The sequence below is a fragment of the Streptomyces sp. NPDC017202 genome (assembly GCF_044331705.1).
GTDB lineage: Bacteria > Actinomycetota > Actinomycetes > Streptomycetales > Streptomycetaceae > Streptomyces.
Genome location: NZ_JBIRNP010000008.1, coordinates 60452 through 76949 on the forward strand (window position 1 = coordinate 60452; position 16498 = coordinate 76949).

Sequence of the window (16498 nt, forward strand, 5' to 3'; positions counted from 1 at the left end):
TCTTTCCCGATCGGGGGGTTCACGAGAAGCGGCAGTCGCACAGGGCGGTCGGGGCACGTCGACCTGCCGACCGGGACTGTCACGATTGCGGGCAACTCAGGACATTACCCCCTCACCGGAGGGTGTGCTCCCGGGAGCACGGCGCGGGGCGGTGCGCGGTGCTCCCGGAAGCCCGCCCTCAGGCGTCACCCGCGTCGTCGGCGCGACGCGGTCGGACGTCAGCCGGCGGGCGGTGGGACGAGGACGTTGTCACCGGTCCGGCCCGACAGGTGGTCGGCGACGTTGGCGATCGTGGTCCGGGCGATCTGGCCGACGGCGTCCTCGGTGAAGTACGCCTGGTGCGAGGTGATCAGGACGTTGCTGAACGTCATGAGCCTGGCGAGGCGTTCGTCCGTCATCACCTCCAACGACTTGTCCAGGAAGAACACCCCGGCCTCCTCCTCGTACACGTCCAGCCCGACCCCGCTCAGCCGTCCGGCCCGCAGCGTCTCCAGCAGGGCGTCCGTGTCGACGAGGCCGCCGCGGCTGGAGTTGACCAGGATGGCGTCGCTCTTCATCAGGCCCAGGGCCTTCGCGTCGAGAAGGTGGTGCGTCTCGGGCAGCAGCGGCACGTGCAGGCTCACCAGGTCCGCCTCGGCGAACAGCTGCTCCCGCTCCACGTATTCCATGCCGAGGGCCAGGCAGTCGGGGTTCTCGGCGATGTCCCAGCCCAGCAGGCGCATGCCGAACCCGTGGGCGATCCTCGCGAACGCGGCACCGATCTTGCCGGTGCCCACCACCCCGGCCGTCCGGCCGCGCAGGTCACGGCCCATCAGACCGTCGAGCCGGAAGTCGAACTCACGGGTGCGGTGCGCGGCGCGCACGATCCGGCGGTTGACCGCCAGGGCCAGCGTCCAGGCGAACTCGGCGACGGAGTAGGGCGAGTAGTACGACACCCGGGCCACGGTGAGCCCCAGCTCGCGCGCCACGGTCAGGTCGATGTTGTTGTAGCCGGTGGCCCGTTGGGCGATCATCCGCGTGCCGCCGGCGGCCAGGGCGCGCAGCACCTCGGCGTCCAGCGTGTCGTTGACACTGCTGAGGACGATCTCGTGCCCGGCCGCGGTCGGGACGGTGTCCCGGTTCAGGAAGAGCCCCAGGCAGCGCAGGTCGTGACGGTCGGCGAGCACCCGCTCGAACTCCGCCTGCAGCAGCGGCTGCTCGTCCGCCAGGACTCCGTACGCAACGATCTCCACGTGCACTCCTCGGTAGCGGCTGTCGGCCTTCCACCTTAGGCAAGGCGGGCGGCGGCCGGGGACCGGCGCACGTTTCGCCGAGGGGGTCACCGGTGAGCCGCTCACGCGGTCACCGTCCGTGCGTGGCGCTGGTGCCCCGTCGTACGGCTAGTGTGGTCGAACCGGTGACGGAGGCGGTGGTGACGGTGGAGTGGCGTGAGTACGCCGAACAGATGGCCGTGCTCGCGCGGGATCTGCTGGCCCAGGACTCCGTCCAGGCGACCCTGGACGAGATCGCCGCGGCGGCCGTGAAGCTGGTGGACGGCTGCGACGCGGCGGGGATCCTCGCGGTCCGCAAGGGACGGGCCGTGACCCTGGCGGCCTGCGGTGACATGGTCGAGGAGTGCGACCGTCTGCAGGGCCGGCTGGGCGAGGGCCCCTGTTTCGATCTCGCCCGCGGCACGGACGGCGAGCGCGTGTACCGGATCGCCGACCTGAGCCGGCCTCAGCCGGCCTGGCGGCGGTTCGCCACGGAGGCCCACGGGCTGGGTGTGAGCAGCATGACCGGTGTCCTCCTCTACACCGACGACGAGGACTTCGGCGCGCTGAACCTGTACGCCCGCCGCCCCGGAGCCTTCCGCGAGGAGGTGGAGACCGCCGGCTGGCTGCTCGCCTCGCACGCCGCCGTCGCCCTGGCCGGCGCCCGCACCGTGGACCAGCTGGAGCACGCCATGGAGGCCCGGCACGCCATCGGTGAGGCCATGGGCATGCTCAGGGAGCGCCACAAGCTGAGCGAGGCCGACGCCTTCGGCGTGCTGCGCCGGTTCTCCCAGCACCACAACGTCAAGCTGCGTGACGTCGCCCAGCAGATCCGGGCCGAGGGCCCCGAGGACTCCTGATCGCCGGTACCGGCCGGAGCCGGTACCGGCCGGGCGCGGCCTGTCACAGCAGGTCTTCGTCCGGTGTGACCTGGGCACGGAGCCGGTCGGCGAGGCCGCGCAGGCCCACCCGGTGGTGCGGGGTGTCGACCTGGAGGTCCTGGCTCGGCGCCGACAGCCGCGCCACGGACGGGTGCGGTGGCGGAAGCCACGCGTACGGTCCGATCGGCAGCCGGTGCGGGTGCAGTTCCCGCAGACTGTCCACCGCGGGGGTGGCCTCCAGGTCCTCCGGCAGCAGGAGTGCGGCGTCCAGGGCGAGGGTCGTGGGGCGGGAGCCCGCCACGTCGGAGACGTCCCGGATCCGGACGGTGGATTCGACGTGCAGGTGCCTGATCCGCGGACGTCCCTTCAGCAACGACAGGCCGCTCAGGGCGGGGTCGCCGGTGATGACGAGCCGGTCGAGCGCGGTGCGCGGCAGGTGCCGGTCGAGCTGCTCGGCGGTGAACGGTCCGTCCAGGACGACCTCCCAGGGGGCGAACGTACCGGGGGCGGCGCTTCGAAGTGAGCGGACCGGGAAGGGAGTTCGGCGCCGGTGCGTCCGCCGGGGCGGGCCGGTGCGTCCGCCGGGGCGGGCCGGTGCGTCCGCGGTCGGGGGCCGCCCGGCCCCGGGGGTCCGGACCGGACGGCGGTACCGCTCTGTTCTCCCGCTCCTCAGCCGGTCGCGAGTTCCGGGCGGACGAGGGTGCCCGAGCGGCCGTGCACGATCTCGTACGCCGCGTCCAGCGCCCCGATGGCGGCCAGTCCCCCGGTGCGTTCCACGAACCGGGCGGCGGCCTCGGCCTTCGGTCCCATGGAGCCGTCCGGCAACCTCTTGCGGCGCAGCTCCGCGGGGGTGGCGTCGAGGACGGGCTGCTGTGCGGGGGTGCCGTGGTCGTCGTAGACGCAGGGGACGTCGGTGAGGATGAGCAGGAAGTCGGCCTTCAGGCCCTCGGCGAGCGAGGCGGCCGTGAGGTCCTTGTCGACGACCGCCTCCACACCGGTCAGCGCGCCGGTGTCCCGGTCCTCGACGACCGGAACGCCTCCGCCGCCGGCGCAGATCACCAGGGTGCCGCCGTTCAGCAGCTCGTGGACGGTGTCGGTCTCCAGGATCCGTTCCGGTGACGGCGAGGGCACGACGCGGCGCCAGCCGGCGGTGTCCGGGGCGATGTGCCAGCCGCGCTCGCGCGCCAGGGCGCGGGCCGTGTCGCGGGAGTGGACCTGGCCCACGAACCTGGTGGGCCGGTGGAAGGCCGGATCGTCGGCCCGGACGAGGGTGTGGGTGACCAGGGCGGCGACGCGGCGGCCCGGCAGGGCGTCGTGCAGGGCGGTGACCAGCAGGGAGCCGATCATGCCCTGGGTCTGGGCCCCGAGCAGCTGCAGGGGGCAGGGGGCGCCGAGGGCGGGACCGGCGGCGCTCTCCACGGCGAGCGGGCCGGTCCGGGGGCCGTCGCCGTGGGTGAGGACGAGTTCGTGTTCGCGGGCGAGCGCGGCCAGGGCGATGGCGACCCGGTCGATGTTCGACTGCTGGACAGCGGCGTCGGGGCGTTCGCCGCGGCGCAGCAGAGCGTTGCCGCCGAGGGCGACGACTATGCGCATGGCTTCGGTCCTCCAGAGTGGCGACGAGTACGGCCTTGATGGTGTGCGGTCGGTCCGGGGCCCGCTCCTCGCGCGGGGTGACAGCGGCGGGGGCCGCCGGTGCCGTGCCGCCGTACGTCCCCCGCCCCCGTTCCGGCGGCGGTGGCGTCGCGGACGAGGCGTCGCGGGCCGGGGCCTCCGGGGCCGGGCGCAGGCGGTCCGGGCTCTCCCCTCGCTGTGGTGGCGGGCGTCCCTGTGGTCCTGGGCATCCCTGTGGTCCTGGGCATCCCTGTGCTCCTCGGGAACTCGCCGCGGATGATGCGTTCCGTGATCGATGTTCGTCCGCCGCGGTCCGTCGGGGCAGCGGCCGCACGGACCTGCGGCGGTGCCGATGGTCCCTGCCACACGGCCCGTGCGGTCCGGCCGGGGCCGTGCTCGGGGCGAGCGGCGTCCTCGTGGCGCCGCGGGGCCGGAGAGCGGCGGCCGTGCGCCGCGGGGCCGGTTCCCCACGGGTCGGCCCCTGTCCTCCTCCGCCTTCACGGCCCCGTCCCGTCGTCCTCGTCCCCGGCGTCGTCCCCGGCACCGCGTCCTCGGCACCGCCGTCGGCCCCGTGGCCGTCCTAGGAGATGTCCGGTTCGAGGGCCGGGCGGTGCGGGGGCCCGGTGAGCGCGCACCGCACGTCGACCACGCCTTCCACGGACCGCACCAGCCGCACCGCCAGCGGTACGACGGACAGGTCCCGAACGCGGCCGGTGAGCGTGACGACGCCCTCGTGCACTTCCACGCCGACCGACTCGATCGGGTCCGGGAACCGGCCGAGGACCACCTCGCGCCGCACCTCCTCGGCGATGTCCCGGTCGGAGCGGAGGAAGACCCTGAGCAGGTCCGAGCGGCTGACGATGCCCTTCAGCACGCCGTCGCCGTCGACCACGGGCAGGCGTTTCACCCCGTGCCGGGCCATGGCGCGGGCGGCCTGCGCGAGGGTGGCGTCGGGGCGGACGGTGACGGCCGGAGAGGTCATCAGGTCCGCCGCGGTCACGGCCTGTGCCTTCTCGAGGCCGGCCGGGGGCCGGGCCCGCGGTCCCCGGTCGGGGGCGCTGTCCCGGAACTCCTCCTTGCGCAGCAGGTCGGCCTCGGACACGACGCCGAGCACCCGGTTCCCGCTGTCGAGAACGGGCAGGGCGCTGATCCGCTGCACCTCGACGGTCCTCACGATGTCCTTGAACGTCGCCCCGGCGGCGAGTGCGACGACCGTTCGGGTCATGACATCGCTCACGCGGTACTCGGAGCCGGTCATGGTGTCCTCCCACCTGTACGGGCAGCCTGTCGCGACACCTCCAGCCTGTGTCGTCCGGCGGGCGCGGGCATGGGCCGAACGGCCCGCTTCGAGGGGTCGCCCGCCCCTGCCCGCCCGCGGACCGCACCGCCGCGACGACTGCGGGCCCCGGCGGTTCGCCGCCCACCTGGCCCAGTCGGGACCCGGCAGGTGCGCGCCGTGCCCGGCCTGCCGCGTCCCGGCACCGGTGAGGCGCCGTACGACCGTCCCCCGCCCGGCCCGTCCGCGCCGGCCGGACCGCCGAACGGCTCCCCGGCTGGCGCGGTGGCGCGCGGCCCGGCAGCGTGGATACGCGGATACGCAGATACGTAGATACGTAGATACGTAGACAACGACGGCTGAGCGAGGTGACCATGGAATCTGAGCCGGTACCACGGGTGGTCGTGGGTGTGGACGGATCTCCGACGTCGTATGCGGCGCTGCGGTGGGCGGACCGGTACGCACGGGCCGTCGGCGGTGTCGTGGAGGCGGTCCACGTCTGGGACACGCCGTCCTCCGCGGGCTGGAGCGGGCCGGCGATCGATCCCGACTTCGACCTGCAGCAGGCACGGGAGCGCTTCGCGGCGGAGTTGCGCTCCGTCTTCCCCGGGGAGCGTCCGGCGCGGCTGAGGGAGCACCTCGTCGAGGGCGACCCGTCCGAGGCCCTGATCCAGGCCTCGGAGGGGGCCGAACTCCTCGTCGTCGGCCGCCGGGGCCGGGGCGGCTTCGCCCGGGCGATGCTGGGATCGGTGGGCCAGCGCTGCGCCCAGCACGCGGCCTGCCCGGTCGTCGTCGTCCCCCGGGAAGGGGACACGGCTCACTGAGCGCCCGGCGGGAAACCGTCGGGCCCCGGCCTCCTGTGCTCCGTCCTCCCGCCCCTGCTCCGTCCTCCCGCCCCGCGCGGGACGGTCAGCGGGGCGGGAGGGGTACGCCGCCCGCACGAGCCGGCACCGCCCGCCGGGAACCTCGACGCACCTTCCCGGCGGGACGCCGCCGGTTCACCCGCGGGTGCTCGTGCGGGGGCCCGCCTCGGCACCGCGGTCGGCCTCGTCGGCGTCGGCGTCGGCGCAGCGGACCTCGAGCCGTACCTCGGGGGCCTGGGCCAGCGTGTTCGTCACCGTGCAGTGCGAGACCACCGCGCGCAGCGCGGCCAGCCGGTGCGGCGGCAGGCCCGGGGCCAGGACGGTGAGGGAGATCCCGGCCACCCGGGGCGGCCGGTCGTCCGCCATGCGGAACTCCGCACGGACGGACAGGCCGTCCCGGTCGGCGCCGTGGCGGTCGAGGAAGCGACCCGCGTAGTGCGCCGCGCAGGAGGCGACGGCGGCCACGAGGAGTTCCACCGGGGTGGGGGCGGTGTCCTTGCCTCCGTCGGACAGCGGCTGGTCGACCGTCAGGACGTGTCCGCGCACCCGGACCTCGTACGCGTCGCCGGTGATGGGCACCACCTCTGCCGCTCCGGGCCGGCCGCCGGGTCCGGGGTCCACCGCGGCGGCCTGGAACAGCAGCAGTCCGGCGAGCCGCCGGGCTTCCTCGGCCGTGAGCGACGCCCACAGTTCACCGCCCTCGTCGTGGGACTCGAAGGAGGTGTCCAGGACGACGCGGCCCATCGGGGCCGGCAGTCCCTCCGGCGCGAAGCGGGTGACGTTGAGGGTGCGGCCACAGCGCGTCTGCATCTTCATTTCGGCTCCCTGTCGGCTGGTGCCGCCGCGGCGGCCGGGCACTGCGCTTCCCAGTGCACCGCCCGGGTGCGGAGCTGTCCGGGGTCGAACGGTCCCCGCGGGGTCCCCGGACGTCCCGAAGTCGCCGGGAGGCTCCGGGCCGCCTGCCGCCTGCCGCCTAGGGTGTTCAGGCGTCGTCGGCGGAGGTGATGCGGCGGCCGGTCAGCCGTCCGACGGTGATGACCACCCACAGCGTGCGCCGTCCTCCGGCCCAGGGGGCGCTGTGGGCCCGCTCGTCGAGCCCGCGTACCGCGGCAGGATCGGTGACGGCCCGCGCGGGCCCCACCGCCAGGACGCTCCAGCCCTGGCTCATGGCCTCGTCGATGTGGTCGGCCTCGAAGGCCACCTCGTGGCCGACCGCGGCGGCGAGGGTGGTGTCGGGTGCCGTACGGAAGGCGATCGTCCCGTCCACCACCTCGTAGTTGACGGGGAACACGGCAGGGCCGTGCCGCGTGGTCAGCGAGACGCGCCCGACGCCGTGCGTCGACAGCAGGGCCCGGCACTCCTCCTCGTCCAGCTCCCGCAGGCGGGGGTGGTAGAGCGCCTGCCCCTGTCCGGGAGGCCGCTCCTGGCCGCCGCCCTGGAGTTCGCGGAGCGTGGTTTCCATCGCGTCGGCCAGACGCATGAGGGTCCCGGGGCTCGGATCGGCCGGGTGCGTCTCCAGGTAGTCCAGGTAGGCGGGTGAGATACGGGCGCGGTCGGCGGTCTCCGCCAGGCCGAGGCCCCGCCGCCGGCGCGCCTCCGCCACCCGCCGGCCCACGTCGCCGGGGCCGGCGGCGGCCGTCCCACCGCCCCCGGTCTCCGCGTCCGCGTCTCCGGACGCCGGTGCGCCCGGCGCCGCCTCGTCGTGGCCGGGGTGGCCGGGGTGGCCGGGGTGATGGACGTGGGCGTCCGGCCCGGGGAAGACGAGCGTGATGTCGCCCGTGTCCGACCACTGCACGTCGTACGGCGGGGTCCCGTCCTCGTGGTGGAGGCCGACGATCTCCCCGTCGCGCCGGACGATGCCCGTGGCCGGACTCTCGACGATCAGCCGGTCCCCAACATGTGCGTGCATGACCGTGCCCTCTCGCTGCGGATCCCCTTCCAGCATCGCTCCGCGGCGCCGACCGCACCACAGGGCCGATGGTCCCGTCCCGCCCGGGCGCTCGCGGGCGGCGCGGGGCTCAGCGGCTGCGCAGAGCGGCGAGCGCCGCGTCCAGGTCGGCCGCGCGCGGGCGGTTGTGGGGCAGCTTGCCGAGCAGGGCCGCCATGCCGCAGGTGTTCGTCAGGGCGGAGAAGACCAGGCCGCCCGCGATGCCGGCGGAGACGAGCAGGAGGGCCGGGTGCACGAGCAGGCCGAGGAGGAGGCCGAGCAGGACCAGGCTGCCGGCGGTGAAACGGACCTGGCGTTCCATGCTCCAGCCCGCCCGCGTGTCGCATGCGGCCGGTGTCTGCAGGTCGTGCCCCTCGGCGGCCCAGGCGCCGGTGCCGCCGACCAGGGTGGCGGTGTCGATGCCCTGCTCGGCCAGGAGCTTGCAGGCGTTCTCGGAGCGGGCGCCGGAGGCGCACACCACGAGGACGTCGCCGCGCTCGGCGGCGTGCCGGATCTCCGGCAGCGCGCGCCGGATGTGGTCGAGGGGGATGTTCACCGCGCCGGGCAGGTGGCCGGAGACGTACTCGGCGGGCGTGCGCACGTCGATCACGGTGAACTCGTGCAGCCGGGTGCGGGCCTCGTCGGTGCGGAGGGCGGAGGGGGTGGAGGGACTGGTCATGGCAGAGGGGGTCCTTGAGGGTCGGTACCGGGCGGTGATCCGGCGAATCGGACGTACAATACCCCTAGGGGTATTGATCGAGGGGTACGCACCGAGGAGTGGCCGTGGAACTGGAGCTTGCGGGCGCGGACCTGGCGGCCGTGCTGAACCGGCTGCGCCGTGCGCAGGGTCAGATATCCGGTGTGATCCGGATGATCGAGGAGGGACGCGACTGCGAGGACGTCGTCACGCAGCTCTCCGCGGCCTCCCGCGCCCTCGACCGGGCCGGTTTCGCGATCATCGCGACCGGCCTGCAGCAGTGCGTGGCGGACATCGACTCGGGGCGCGGGGGCGGAGAGGACCCGCACGCGGTGCGCACCCGGCTGGAGAAACTGTTCCTGTCGCTGGCGTGAGCCGGCGTGCCGCGGCGGCCGTCACAGCAGCGCGTCGATCAGCATGAACGCCGCCACGGCCAGCAGCACTCCGGCGAAGATCCGCTGAAGCGTGTCGCCGGTGACCTTCGCGGCCAGCCGTTTCGCGTCCCACGCGCCGAGGACCGCGGCCCCGACGAACGGGCCGACGACCGCCCAGTCCAGCTGCTGGACGGTAGCCGCGCGCGTCGCCAGCGCCGCCACCGAGTTGACGGTGATGACCAGCAGGCTGGTGCCCACCGCGTTGCGCATCCGCAGCCCGACCACGCCCACCAGTGCCGGTACGGCGAGGAAGCCGCCGCCCACGCCGAGGACGCCGGTGACCGCGCCGAGCCCGGCACCGGCCCCCGCGGCGCGCGCCTGCCGGACCGGCACGGCGCCCGCCTCGGCCGGCGCGGACCGCATCATGCGCAGGGCGGCCACCGCCGCGACGAGGGCGAAGGCCCCCGTCAGCACGGCGGCCGGCACCCGGGCGGCGAGCGCGCCGCCCAGCATGGCCGGGCCGATCCCGGCCGCCGCGAACAGCAGCCCCGTACGCCAGCGCACCTGACCGTCGCGGGCGTGCGCGAGCAGCGCGGTGGCCGAGGTCAGGGTGACGATGACCAGGCCGGCGGTCGTGGCCCCGACCGGGCTGAAGCCGAGCAGGTAGATCAGGGCGGGCACGGCGAGCACACTCCCGCCGCCCCCGAGCGCGCCCAGCGCCACACCGATCACGGCGCCGGCGACGAGGGCGAGGACGACCGCGCTCACGCGACGGTGCCGTTTCCGCCGCCCGCGTCCACCACCGGCAGCCCCTCCTCCGCCCAGGAACGCATCCCGCCGATCACGTCCACGGCCACCGCGCCGCGGGCCGCCAGCAGGTCGGCGGCCTGCCGGGAGCGGTTGCCGGAGCGGCAGATCACGACCAGGGGCCGCGCCTGCGCGTGAGAGGGCAGCGCCGCCCCGGCGGCCAGCGCGGACAGCGGCAGGTGCAGGGCGCGGGGGGCGTGCCCCGACTGCCACTCGTACGGCTCGCGCACGTCCAGCAGCACGGCGTCACCCGCGCTGTCGGCGGTGCCGTGGCCGGTGCGCGCGGCCGCTTCCCGCGCGGTCACCCGGCCAGGACCCCCCTGGTCCCGTCGGAAGATGCTCATGTGGTTTCTCGCTCCTGTTTCCCGTGTCGGTACGGTCGGCTCGGTACAGCTCGGCTCGGTACGGACGGTCGGCTCGGTACGGACGGTCGGCGGGGGCCGGTGCGGCGCCCGGCGCCGTCAGGGGTTGCGGATGGTGAGTCCCGCGGCCGCCGCGGCGTCGAAGGAGTCGTCCACGGCGACGACGTCGCGGCCGGCGGCGTCCAGCAGGGAGGCGGCGATGGCGGCCCGCGCGCCGCCCGCGCAGTGCACCCACACCTCACCGTCGGGGACCTCCGCCAGGCGGCGGTGCAGGGTGTGGACCGGAATGTGGACCGAGCCCTCGATGTACCCGCCCGCCCGCTCCGCGCCACGCCGGACGTCGAGGACGACGACTCCCTCCGCCGGGTGCCGGCCCGCGAGGTCGGCGAAGTCCGCCCGCGGGAAGGAGACCGGCGCCTCGCCCTCGCGCACCCACCGGGCGGGCTCGCCGGTGGCGGCGGCGGCCGGCCTGTCGATGCCGACCCGGACCAGCTCGCGCTGGGCCGCGGCGAGTTGGGCGGGTGATTCGGCGAGCAGGGTCACCGGCTTGCCCCACGGAATCAGCCAGGCCAGGTAGGTGGCGAGTTGACCGTCGGCCTCGAAGTTGAACGAGCCGGACACATGCCCGGCGGCGAAGGCGACACGGTTGCGCAGGTCGACCACCCACTCCCCCGCGGCCAGCCGGGCGGCGATCTCCTCGGCGTCGGCCACCGCGGGCAGGGTGAGGTCGACGGGAGCCGGTCCGGCGGCGTTGGCCGGACCCATGTGCGCGTAGTAGGCGGGAATGTCGTCCAGGCCGGCCAGCAGCTCGGCGACGAAGGTGTCCACGTCCCGGACGAGGGCCTCGTTGGACGCCTTCTCCTTGCCGATGGTGGTGGCACCGCCCTCCGCCTGGGAGGAGGAGCAGAAGCTGCCGAACCCGTGGGTGGGGAGCACCGCCGCCTCCTCCGGCAGTTCGGCGGCCAGCCTGTGCACGGAGGCGTGCTGCGCACGCGCGAGGTGCTCGGTCAGCCGCGGTTCGACGAGGTCGGGGCGGCCGACGGTGCCGATCAGCAGCGAACCGCCGGTGAACACCGCGACCGCCGTCCCGCCCTCCTCCAGCGCGTAGGAGGTGTGGTGCGGCGTGTGGCCGGGCGTGGCGAGCGCGCGCAGGGTCAGGCCGGCGTCGACCTCGGCACGGTCGCCGTCGTGCACCGGCACCCGCGCGAAGGAGACCCGGGCCCCGGCGGGGACGTGGTAGGCCGCCCCGGTGATCCGGGCCAGCTCCAGGCCGCCGGTCACGTAGTCGTTGTGCACGTGCGTCTCCACGACGTGGGAGATCCGCACCCCACGCCGTACGGCCGCCGCGATCACCTGGTCGACGTCGCGCGGCGGGTCGACGGCCACCGCCGTCCGCTCGCCGCCGGCGAGATAGCTCCGGTTGCCGAGACCCTGCACCTCGATCGTGTCGACGAAGAACACGCGGTACTCCCTTCCAGTGGAAAATTACCCCGGGGGGTATACATACGAAGGTAACACGAGTACCCCGGGGGGTATTTTGGAGAGCGGGGAGAGTCCCGGGAAACACCCCACGGACCGCTCGCCCGCACCGGACACCCGTCCGCTGCCGCGCCAGCCACGAGAAGGGCCGTCCTCATGCGCTACGACCGCACCGTCCACCTCGACACCGACTTCGCCACCGCCGTCGCCCGCACCCGCGACGCCCTCGCCGCCCAGGGCTTCGGCATCCTCACCGAGATCGACGTCACCGCCACCCTCAAGGCCAAGCTCGGCCACGCCGCGGAGGGCATGGAGGACTACCTCATCCTCGGCGCCTGCAACCCGCCCCTCGCCCACCGGGCCCTGGAGACCGACCGCAGCATCGGCCTGCTCCTGCCCTGCAACGTCGTCGTCCGCCGCGACGGCGACCGCACCGCCGTACAGGCCCTCGACCCGGACACCATGGTGACCCTGACCGGCAGCGACGCCCTCCGCCCGATCGCCGAGGAGGCCGGGCGGCGCCTCGACGCCGCCCTCGCCGACCTCACCGCGACGGACCGGGAAAGCTGACGGCGGGCCGGATCAGGCTCCGGCTCCGCCCGGGACCCGCCGACGGAAGCTGACGGCACGTCGATCGAAACCCGGTGGAACAGCGCCCCCGCGCGACCGGTCGCCCGACCGGCGGGCCCGTCCTGTCGCCACACGCGTTTGCCCACCGTCGGCAGCGGCAACCCGTACCCCTACGATCCGCCCCGCCGCCGTCGGCACCCGCGTCACGTGCGACGGCCGGCGGACGAGCCGGGGCGGTACACACGGGTCCGACAAGGGGTTGGGTGATGACGGTAGCGGCACAACAGGGTGGCGGCGGAGGTTCCAGCGGGCTCTACGACGTACTGGAACTGATCCTCGACCGCGGGCTGGTGATCGACGCCTTCGTGCGGGTCTCCCTCGTGGGCATCGAGATACTCAAGATCGACATTCGGATCGTGGTCGCCAGCGTCGACACGTACCTGCGGTTCGCCGAGGCGTGCAACCGTCTCGATCTCGAGGCCGGGCCGCGCAAGCCGGCGGGCCTCACGGAGCTGCCCGGAAAGATGATGGAGTCCGGCGCCAAGGGCAAGACGAAGGGCGTGCTGTCCGGCGCCGCGGAGACGGTCGCCGAAGCCTTCCAGCAGGGCCGCGGCCAGAGCCGGAGCCAGGCGGGACGGTCCGGCACGCGCAGGAGTGCCGACTGAGCGACGACCTCTGACCGACCCCCGCCGTCGTCGCGTGCCGTCCCGGGGCGACGACCCGTTCGCCTCGCGCCACCCCCGCCTCCGCGCCCCCGGCCGTGCCCCCGGTCCGGGGGCACGGCCATGTCCGCACGCCGGTTCCACCAGGCCGCGCCCACCGCCGGTGGATCACTCGTGCGGACGACGCCCCTGATCGGCCAGGGATGTCTCGACCGGTTGCGGAAAGACGTAGGGGCGACCAGTCAGGAGGTTGTCATGGCCGATGAGTTCGCGTTGGGAGAAGTCCTGGCGGCTGCCGAGGACGCCGCGCCGATGGATTCCGTCGACGTCGTCGCCCGCAACGTGCAGAAGCGCTTCGGGGCAGTCTCCGTCTCCTTCCTGTTCCTGGACTTCGTCGGCCAGGAACTGGTGCGGCTCACCGCTGCCGACGACGCCGAGGCCGGTGGGACCAGCCCCGTGCGCATCCCCGTGCAGGGCAGCGTCTACCAACGGGTCCTCCACGAGCAGCGACTGCACCGGCAGCGGGACACCGAGGGCCGGCACCGGGTCATCGCGCCGGTCACCAACCGTGGCGACTGCATCGGCGTCCTCGAGATGACACTCCCCCACACCGACGGGGACGTGCTGCGGCACGTGGCGGAGGCGGCCCACGCCCTCGCGTACATCATCGTCACCGACCGCCGCTTCACGGACGCCTACCAGTGGGGGCAGCGCACCAAGCCCCTGACGCTCGCCGCGGAGATCCAGCACCAGCTGCTGCCCTCCGCCTCCTGCTGCGAAGCGCCGCAGTTCACCGTGGCCTGCGCGCTCGTCCCCGCGGACGACATCGGTGGGGACACCTACGACTACAGCCTGGACCGCGACACCCTGCACCTGTCGCTGACCGACGCCATGGGCCACGACGTGGACTCCGCCCTGCTGGCCACCCTGCTGCTCGGCGCCCTGCGCGGCGCCCGGCGCGCGGGGTGCAACGTCGGCGAACAGGCACGTCAGGCCCACCAGGCACTGCTGTCCCACGGACGCGGCACCATGGCGACCGGGCAGCTGCTCTGCGTCGACCTCGTGCAGGAGCGCGTGGAGCTGATCAACGCCGGCCATCCCTGGCCCCTGCGCCTGCGTGACGGCGTCGTGGAGGAGATCCCCCTCACCATCAACCTGCCCTTCGGCGTCCCCTCGCCCATCCCCTACCGCGTGCAGAAGCTCGACCTGCGCCCCGGCGACCGGCTCATACTGCTCACCGACGGCATGCAGGACCGGGAAGCGGCGGCGGTCGACCTGCCCGCGCTGCTCCGCCGGACCCGCCGTCTGCATCCCAGACAGGTGGTGCAGACGCTGACGGAGGCGGTGAAGAACGCCTGCCACGGCCGCCCTCAGGACGACGCCAGCGTCATGTGCCTGGACTGGCACGGCCGGATGGGCACCGCCTGAGGCGGCGCGGCCGGCGCATCCCACCGCGCGTCCCTCTCGTTTCGACGGCAGGCTGGCCGTATGAACGGCACACGGCCCATCGTGATCTACCCGCCCGCCGAGGACGGCGGCAGACGCGTCCGCGTCGATGAGCATTTCGTCGGGCTGGCGTACGGGCTGCTGGACGTCGTCGATTTCCTGCGCCTCGTCGGCCTGGACGACGTCGACGACGCCTGGGTGCGGCAGTCGGAGACGGTCGAGTGGCGCGGTGGCGGCCCGGAGGCTTGGACGCACTGACGCACCGTCCGGCCGAGGGACCACGGACGCCGAGATGCCCCCACCCCACCCCCACCCACCGAGGCCGTCCGGCGGCGAAGGCTCCGATCGCCGGGGGGGAGGCCGCCGCGCCGGTCCGCTTCCCTCGGCGGCCCGGCCACCGAGGGGAGCGCTTCGGTTCCCCGGGGCACCGGGTCGTAGGATCCTGAGTGCCGGGACGACCGTGCGCGGCACGTGCGTTCGCGTGCGGAAAGGGCTGCTCCGGCATCATGCGGAAGGTGCCGCCGGCGCCTTCCGGGAGGGAGCGGGAATGGCGGAGACTCCGGCGCGGGAGGGCAGGCCGACGGCGCCCCACCTGAGGCTGGACGAGCTGCTGGACGGGCTCCAGGCGCAGGTCGCGCAGGTGCGCGCCACCCGGGACCGGGTGTCCACGCTGCTGGACGCGGTCCTCGCCATCGGCTCCGACCTGGATCTCGACGTGGTGCTGCGGCGGATCGCCGAGTCGGCCGTGACCCTGGTGGACGCCCGGTACGGGGCGCTGGGGGTGCTGGGTGACGAGGGCCGGATCAGGCAGTTCATCACGGTCGGCATGGACGAGGAGACCGTCGGCGCGATCGGCCACCGCCCCGAGGGCCGGGGCATCCTGGGGCTGCTGGTCAGGAACCCGGAGCCACTGCGCCTGGCCGATCTGGGCGGCCATCCCGAAGCGGTGGGCTTCCCGGAGGGGCATCCGGCGATGACCACGTTCCTGGGGGCGCCGGTCCGGGTGCGCGAGAAGGTCTTCGGGAACCTGTACCTCACCGACAAGCGCGGTGGCGCGGAATTCGACGAGGAGGACGAGGCGGTGCTGCGCACGCTCGCGGCCGCGGCCGGTGTGGCGATCGACAACGCCCGCCTGTACGAGGACACGCGGCGCAGGGAGCAGTGGCTGGAGGCGAGCAGCGAACTGACCCGCAGCCTGCTGTCGGGCACCGACCCCGACCTCGTCCTGCACCAGGTCGCCGCCACCGTCAGGGCGCTGTCCGGGGCGGATCTGGTGACGGTGGCGGTGCCGTTCGACGGCGGCGACGGGCTGGTGGTCGAGGCCGCCGAGGGAGAGGGCGCCGAGCGGGTGCGCGGGCTGGTGCTGTCCCCGGCCACGCGGGCCGCCGGGGTGTACCGCACCGATGAGCGCGTCACCAGCGGCGCGCTGTCCGACGAGCAGCGGGGAGACGGCGGCTGCGCGGCGAAGGTCGACCTGGGGCCCGGCTTCCTGCTCCCGCTGGGAGGCGGCGAGCACGTGCGCGGCGTGCTGGAGGTCGCCAACCGTCCGGGCGGCCCGGAGTTCTCCGAGGCCGCCATGACCATGATCAGCGGTTTCGCCGACCAGGCCGCGCTGGCCCTGGAGATCGCCGAGCACCGGCGCGAGGCCGAGCACCTCCTGGTCCTGACCGACCGCGACCGCATCGCCCGCGACCTGCACGACCTGGCCATCCAGCGGCTGTTCGCCTCCGGACTGACCCTGAACTCGGTGCTCGGCCGCGTCTGTGACCGGCCCCAGGTCGCCGAGCGGATCCAACGGGTCGTCGAGGACCTCGACGACACCATCAAGACCGTGCGGGGCACCATCTACGCCCTGGGCGAGCGGGACCGCCCCGGATCCCGCGGCGGGCTGCGCGCCAAGCTGCTCGCCGAGACCGACCGGGCCGCCGGCGTCCTCGGTTTCAGCCCCGCGCTGCGCATGACCGGTCTGTTGGACACCGACGTGCCCGCCGGTCATGCCGGGCACCTGCTCGCGGTCCTGCGCGAGACGCTGTCGAACGCCGCCCGCCACGCGCGGGCCACCGCGGTCGAGGTGACCGCCGAGACCGACGGCACCCGGCTGCGGCTGCGCGTCGCCGACAACGGACGCGGGGTCGACCCGGCCGTCACCCGCCGCAGCGGCCTGGACAACCTGCGCCGGCGCGCCGCCGACCTCGGCGGCACCTTCACGCTGACGCCGAACGAGCCGACCGGCACCGTCGCGGAGTGGACGGTCCCCCTCCCCGCACCGGCACCGTCGTGAGCCGGAGCCGGA

18 protein-coding genes are annotated in these 16498 nt (G+C 74.4%); 8 read left to right on the forward strand and 10 right to left on the reverse strand.

Translation table 11 applies throughout. The annotated features are described in order from the left end of the window. Positions 1-218: 218 nt before the first annotated feature. Entirely contained in the window at positions 219-1232 is a 1014-nt protein-coding gene (locus tag ACH4N1_RS17560; protein ID WP_398098017.1) for a 2-hydroxyacid dehydrogenase, read from the reverse strand. 212 nt (positions 1233-1444) lie between these two features. Between ACH4N1_RS17560 and ACH4N1_RS17565 the strand changes: the two genes are divergently transcribed. Further along, positions 1445-2110 carry a GAF and ANTAR domain-containing protein gene (locus ACH4N1_RS17565; RefSeq protein WP_398098346.1) on the forward strand — a complete coding sequence of 222 codons (666 nt, stop codon included), beginning with the start codon at positions 1445-1447 and terminating at the stop codon, positions 2108-2110. Between the two features lie 43 nt (positions 2111-2153). On the opposite strand, the gene ACH4N1_RS17570 is transcribed toward ACH4N1_RS17565, so the two are convergent. The 3 genes from ACH4N1_RS17570 to ACH4N1_RS17580 all read right to left on the reverse strand — a co-directional run bounded on the left by ACH4N1_RS17570 (position 2154) and on the right by ACH4N1_RS17580 (position 5000). Beyond that, entirely contained in the window at positions 2154-2504 is a 351-nt protein-coding gene (locus ACH4N1_RS17570) for a hypothetical protein (protein WP_398098019.1), read from the reverse strand. 296 nt (positions 2505-2800) lie between these two features. Further along, positions 2801-3724: a carbamate kinase gene (locus ACH4N1_RS17575; protein ID WP_398098020.1), complete on the reverse strand. Its 924-nt coding sequence runs from the start codon at positions 3722-3724 to the stop codon at positions 2801-2803. A gap of 598 nt (positions 3725-4322) precedes the next feature. Continuing rightward, positions 4323-5000, reverse strand: coding sequence for a CBS domain-containing protein (locus ACH4N1_RS17580; protein ID WP_398098022.1), 678 nt, complete (start codon positions 4998-5000; stop codon positions 4323-4325). A 392-nt stretch (positions 5001-5392) separates the two neighbouring features. Between ACH4N1_RS17580 and ACH4N1_RS17585 the strand changes: the two genes are divergently transcribed. After that, a complete protein-coding gene (locus ACH4N1_RS17585; RefSeq protein ID WP_398098024.1) occupies positions 5393-5842 on the forward strand; it encodes a universal stress protein in 450 nt (149 codons plus the stop codon). 174 nt (positions 5843-6016) lie between these two features. Here the strand turns inward: ACH4N1_RS17585 and ACH4N1_RS17590 are convergent, their stop codons facing one another. From ACH4N1_RS17590 to ACH4N1_RS17600, 3 genes are all read right to left on the reverse strand, one after another. After that, a complete protein-coding gene (locus ACH4N1_RS17590) occupies positions 6017-6697 on the reverse strand; it encodes an OsmC family protein (RefSeq protein WP_398098026.1) in 681 nt (226 codons plus the stop codon). 166 nt (positions 6698-6863) lie between these two features. Then, the gene (locus tag ACH4N1_RS17595; protein WP_398098028.1) at positions 6864-7790 is read right to left on the reverse strand and encodes a pyridoxamine 5'-phosphate oxidase family protein; all 927 of its coding nucleotides are present in this window, start codon (positions 7788-7790) and stop codon (positions 6864-6866) included. A 109-nt stretch (positions 7791-7899) separates the two neighbouring features. Next, on the reverse strand, positions 7900-8487 hold the full coding sequence (locus tag ACH4N1_RS17600) for a rhodanese-like domain-containing protein (protein WP_398098030.1): 588 nt from the start codon (positions 8485-8487) through the stop codon (positions 7900-7902). Between the two features lie 104 nt (positions 8488-8591). Here ACH4N1_RS17600 and ACH4N1_RS17605 point away from each other — a divergent pair, with 104 nt between their 5' ends. Next, on the forward strand, positions 8592-8879 hold the full coding sequence (locus ACH4N1_RS17605) for a metal-sensitive transcriptional regulator (protein WP_398098032.1): 288 nt from the start codon (positions 8592-8594) through the stop codon (positions 8877-8879). Between the two features lie 21 nt (positions 8880-8900). Here the strand turns inward: ACH4N1_RS17605 and ACH4N1_RS17610 are convergent, their stop codons facing one another. From ACH4N1_RS17610 to ACH4N1_RS17620, 3 genes are all read right to left on the reverse strand, one after another. After that, the gene (locus tag ACH4N1_RS17610; RefSeq protein ID WP_398098033.1) at positions 8901-9647 is read right to left on the reverse strand and encodes a sulfite exporter TauE/SafE family protein; all 747 of its coding nucleotides are present in this window, start codon (positions 9645-9647) and stop codon (positions 8901-8903) included. After that, positions 9644-10030, reverse strand: a complete 387-nt coding sequence (locus ACH4N1_RS17615; protein ID WP_398098034.1) for a rhodanese-like domain-containing protein — start codon at positions 10028-10030, stop codon at positions 9644-9646. The genes ACH4N1_RS17610 and ACH4N1_RS17615 overlap by 4 nt, the downstream gene beginning before the upstream one ends. A gap of 117 nt (positions 10031-10147) precedes the next feature. Continuing rightward, entirely contained in the window at positions 10148-11509 is a 1362-nt protein-coding gene (locus ACH4N1_RS17620; protein WP_398098036.1) for a rhodanese-like domain-containing protein, read from the reverse strand. A 174-nt stretch (positions 11510-11683) separates the two neighbouring features. Between ACH4N1_RS17620 and ACH4N1_RS17625 the strand changes: the two genes are divergently transcribed. The 5 genes from ACH4N1_RS17625 (at position 11684) to ACH4N1_RS17645 (ending at position 16486) form a co-directional block, all read left to right on the forward strand. Next, positions 11684-12097: a DUF302 domain-containing protein gene (locus tag ACH4N1_RS17625; RefSeq protein WP_398098037.1), complete on the forward strand. Its 414-nt coding sequence runs from the start codon at positions 11684-11686 to the stop codon at positions 12095-12097. Positions 12098-12363: 266 nt separating this feature from the next. Continuing rightward, positions 12364-12762, forward strand: a complete 399-nt coding sequence (locus tag ACH4N1_RS17630) for a gas vesicle structural protein GvpA (RefSeq protein ID WP_398098039.1) — start codon at positions 12364-12366, stop codon at positions 12760-12762. 252 nt (positions 12763-13014) lie between these two features. Next, the gene (locus ACH4N1_RS17635; RefSeq protein ID WP_398098040.1) at positions 13015-14187 is read left to right on the forward strand and encodes a PP2C family protein-serine/threonine phosphatase; all 1173 of its coding nucleotides are present in this window, start codon (positions 13015-13017) and stop codon (positions 14185-14187) included. A 60-nt stretch (positions 14188-14247) separates the two neighbouring features. Further along, the gene (locus tag ACH4N1_RS17640) at positions 14248-14463 is read left to right on the forward strand and encodes a hypothetical protein (RefSeq protein ID WP_398098041.1); all 216 of its coding nucleotides are present in this window, start codon (positions 14248-14250) and stop codon (positions 14461-14463) included. Between the two features lie 289 nt (positions 14464-14752). After that, positions 14753-16486: a GAF domain-containing protein gene (locus ACH4N1_RS17645; RefSeq protein WP_398098043.1), complete on the forward strand. Its 1734-nt coding sequence runs from the start codon at positions 14753-14755 to the stop codon at positions 16484-16486. Positions 16487-16498 lie beyond the last annotated feature (12 nt).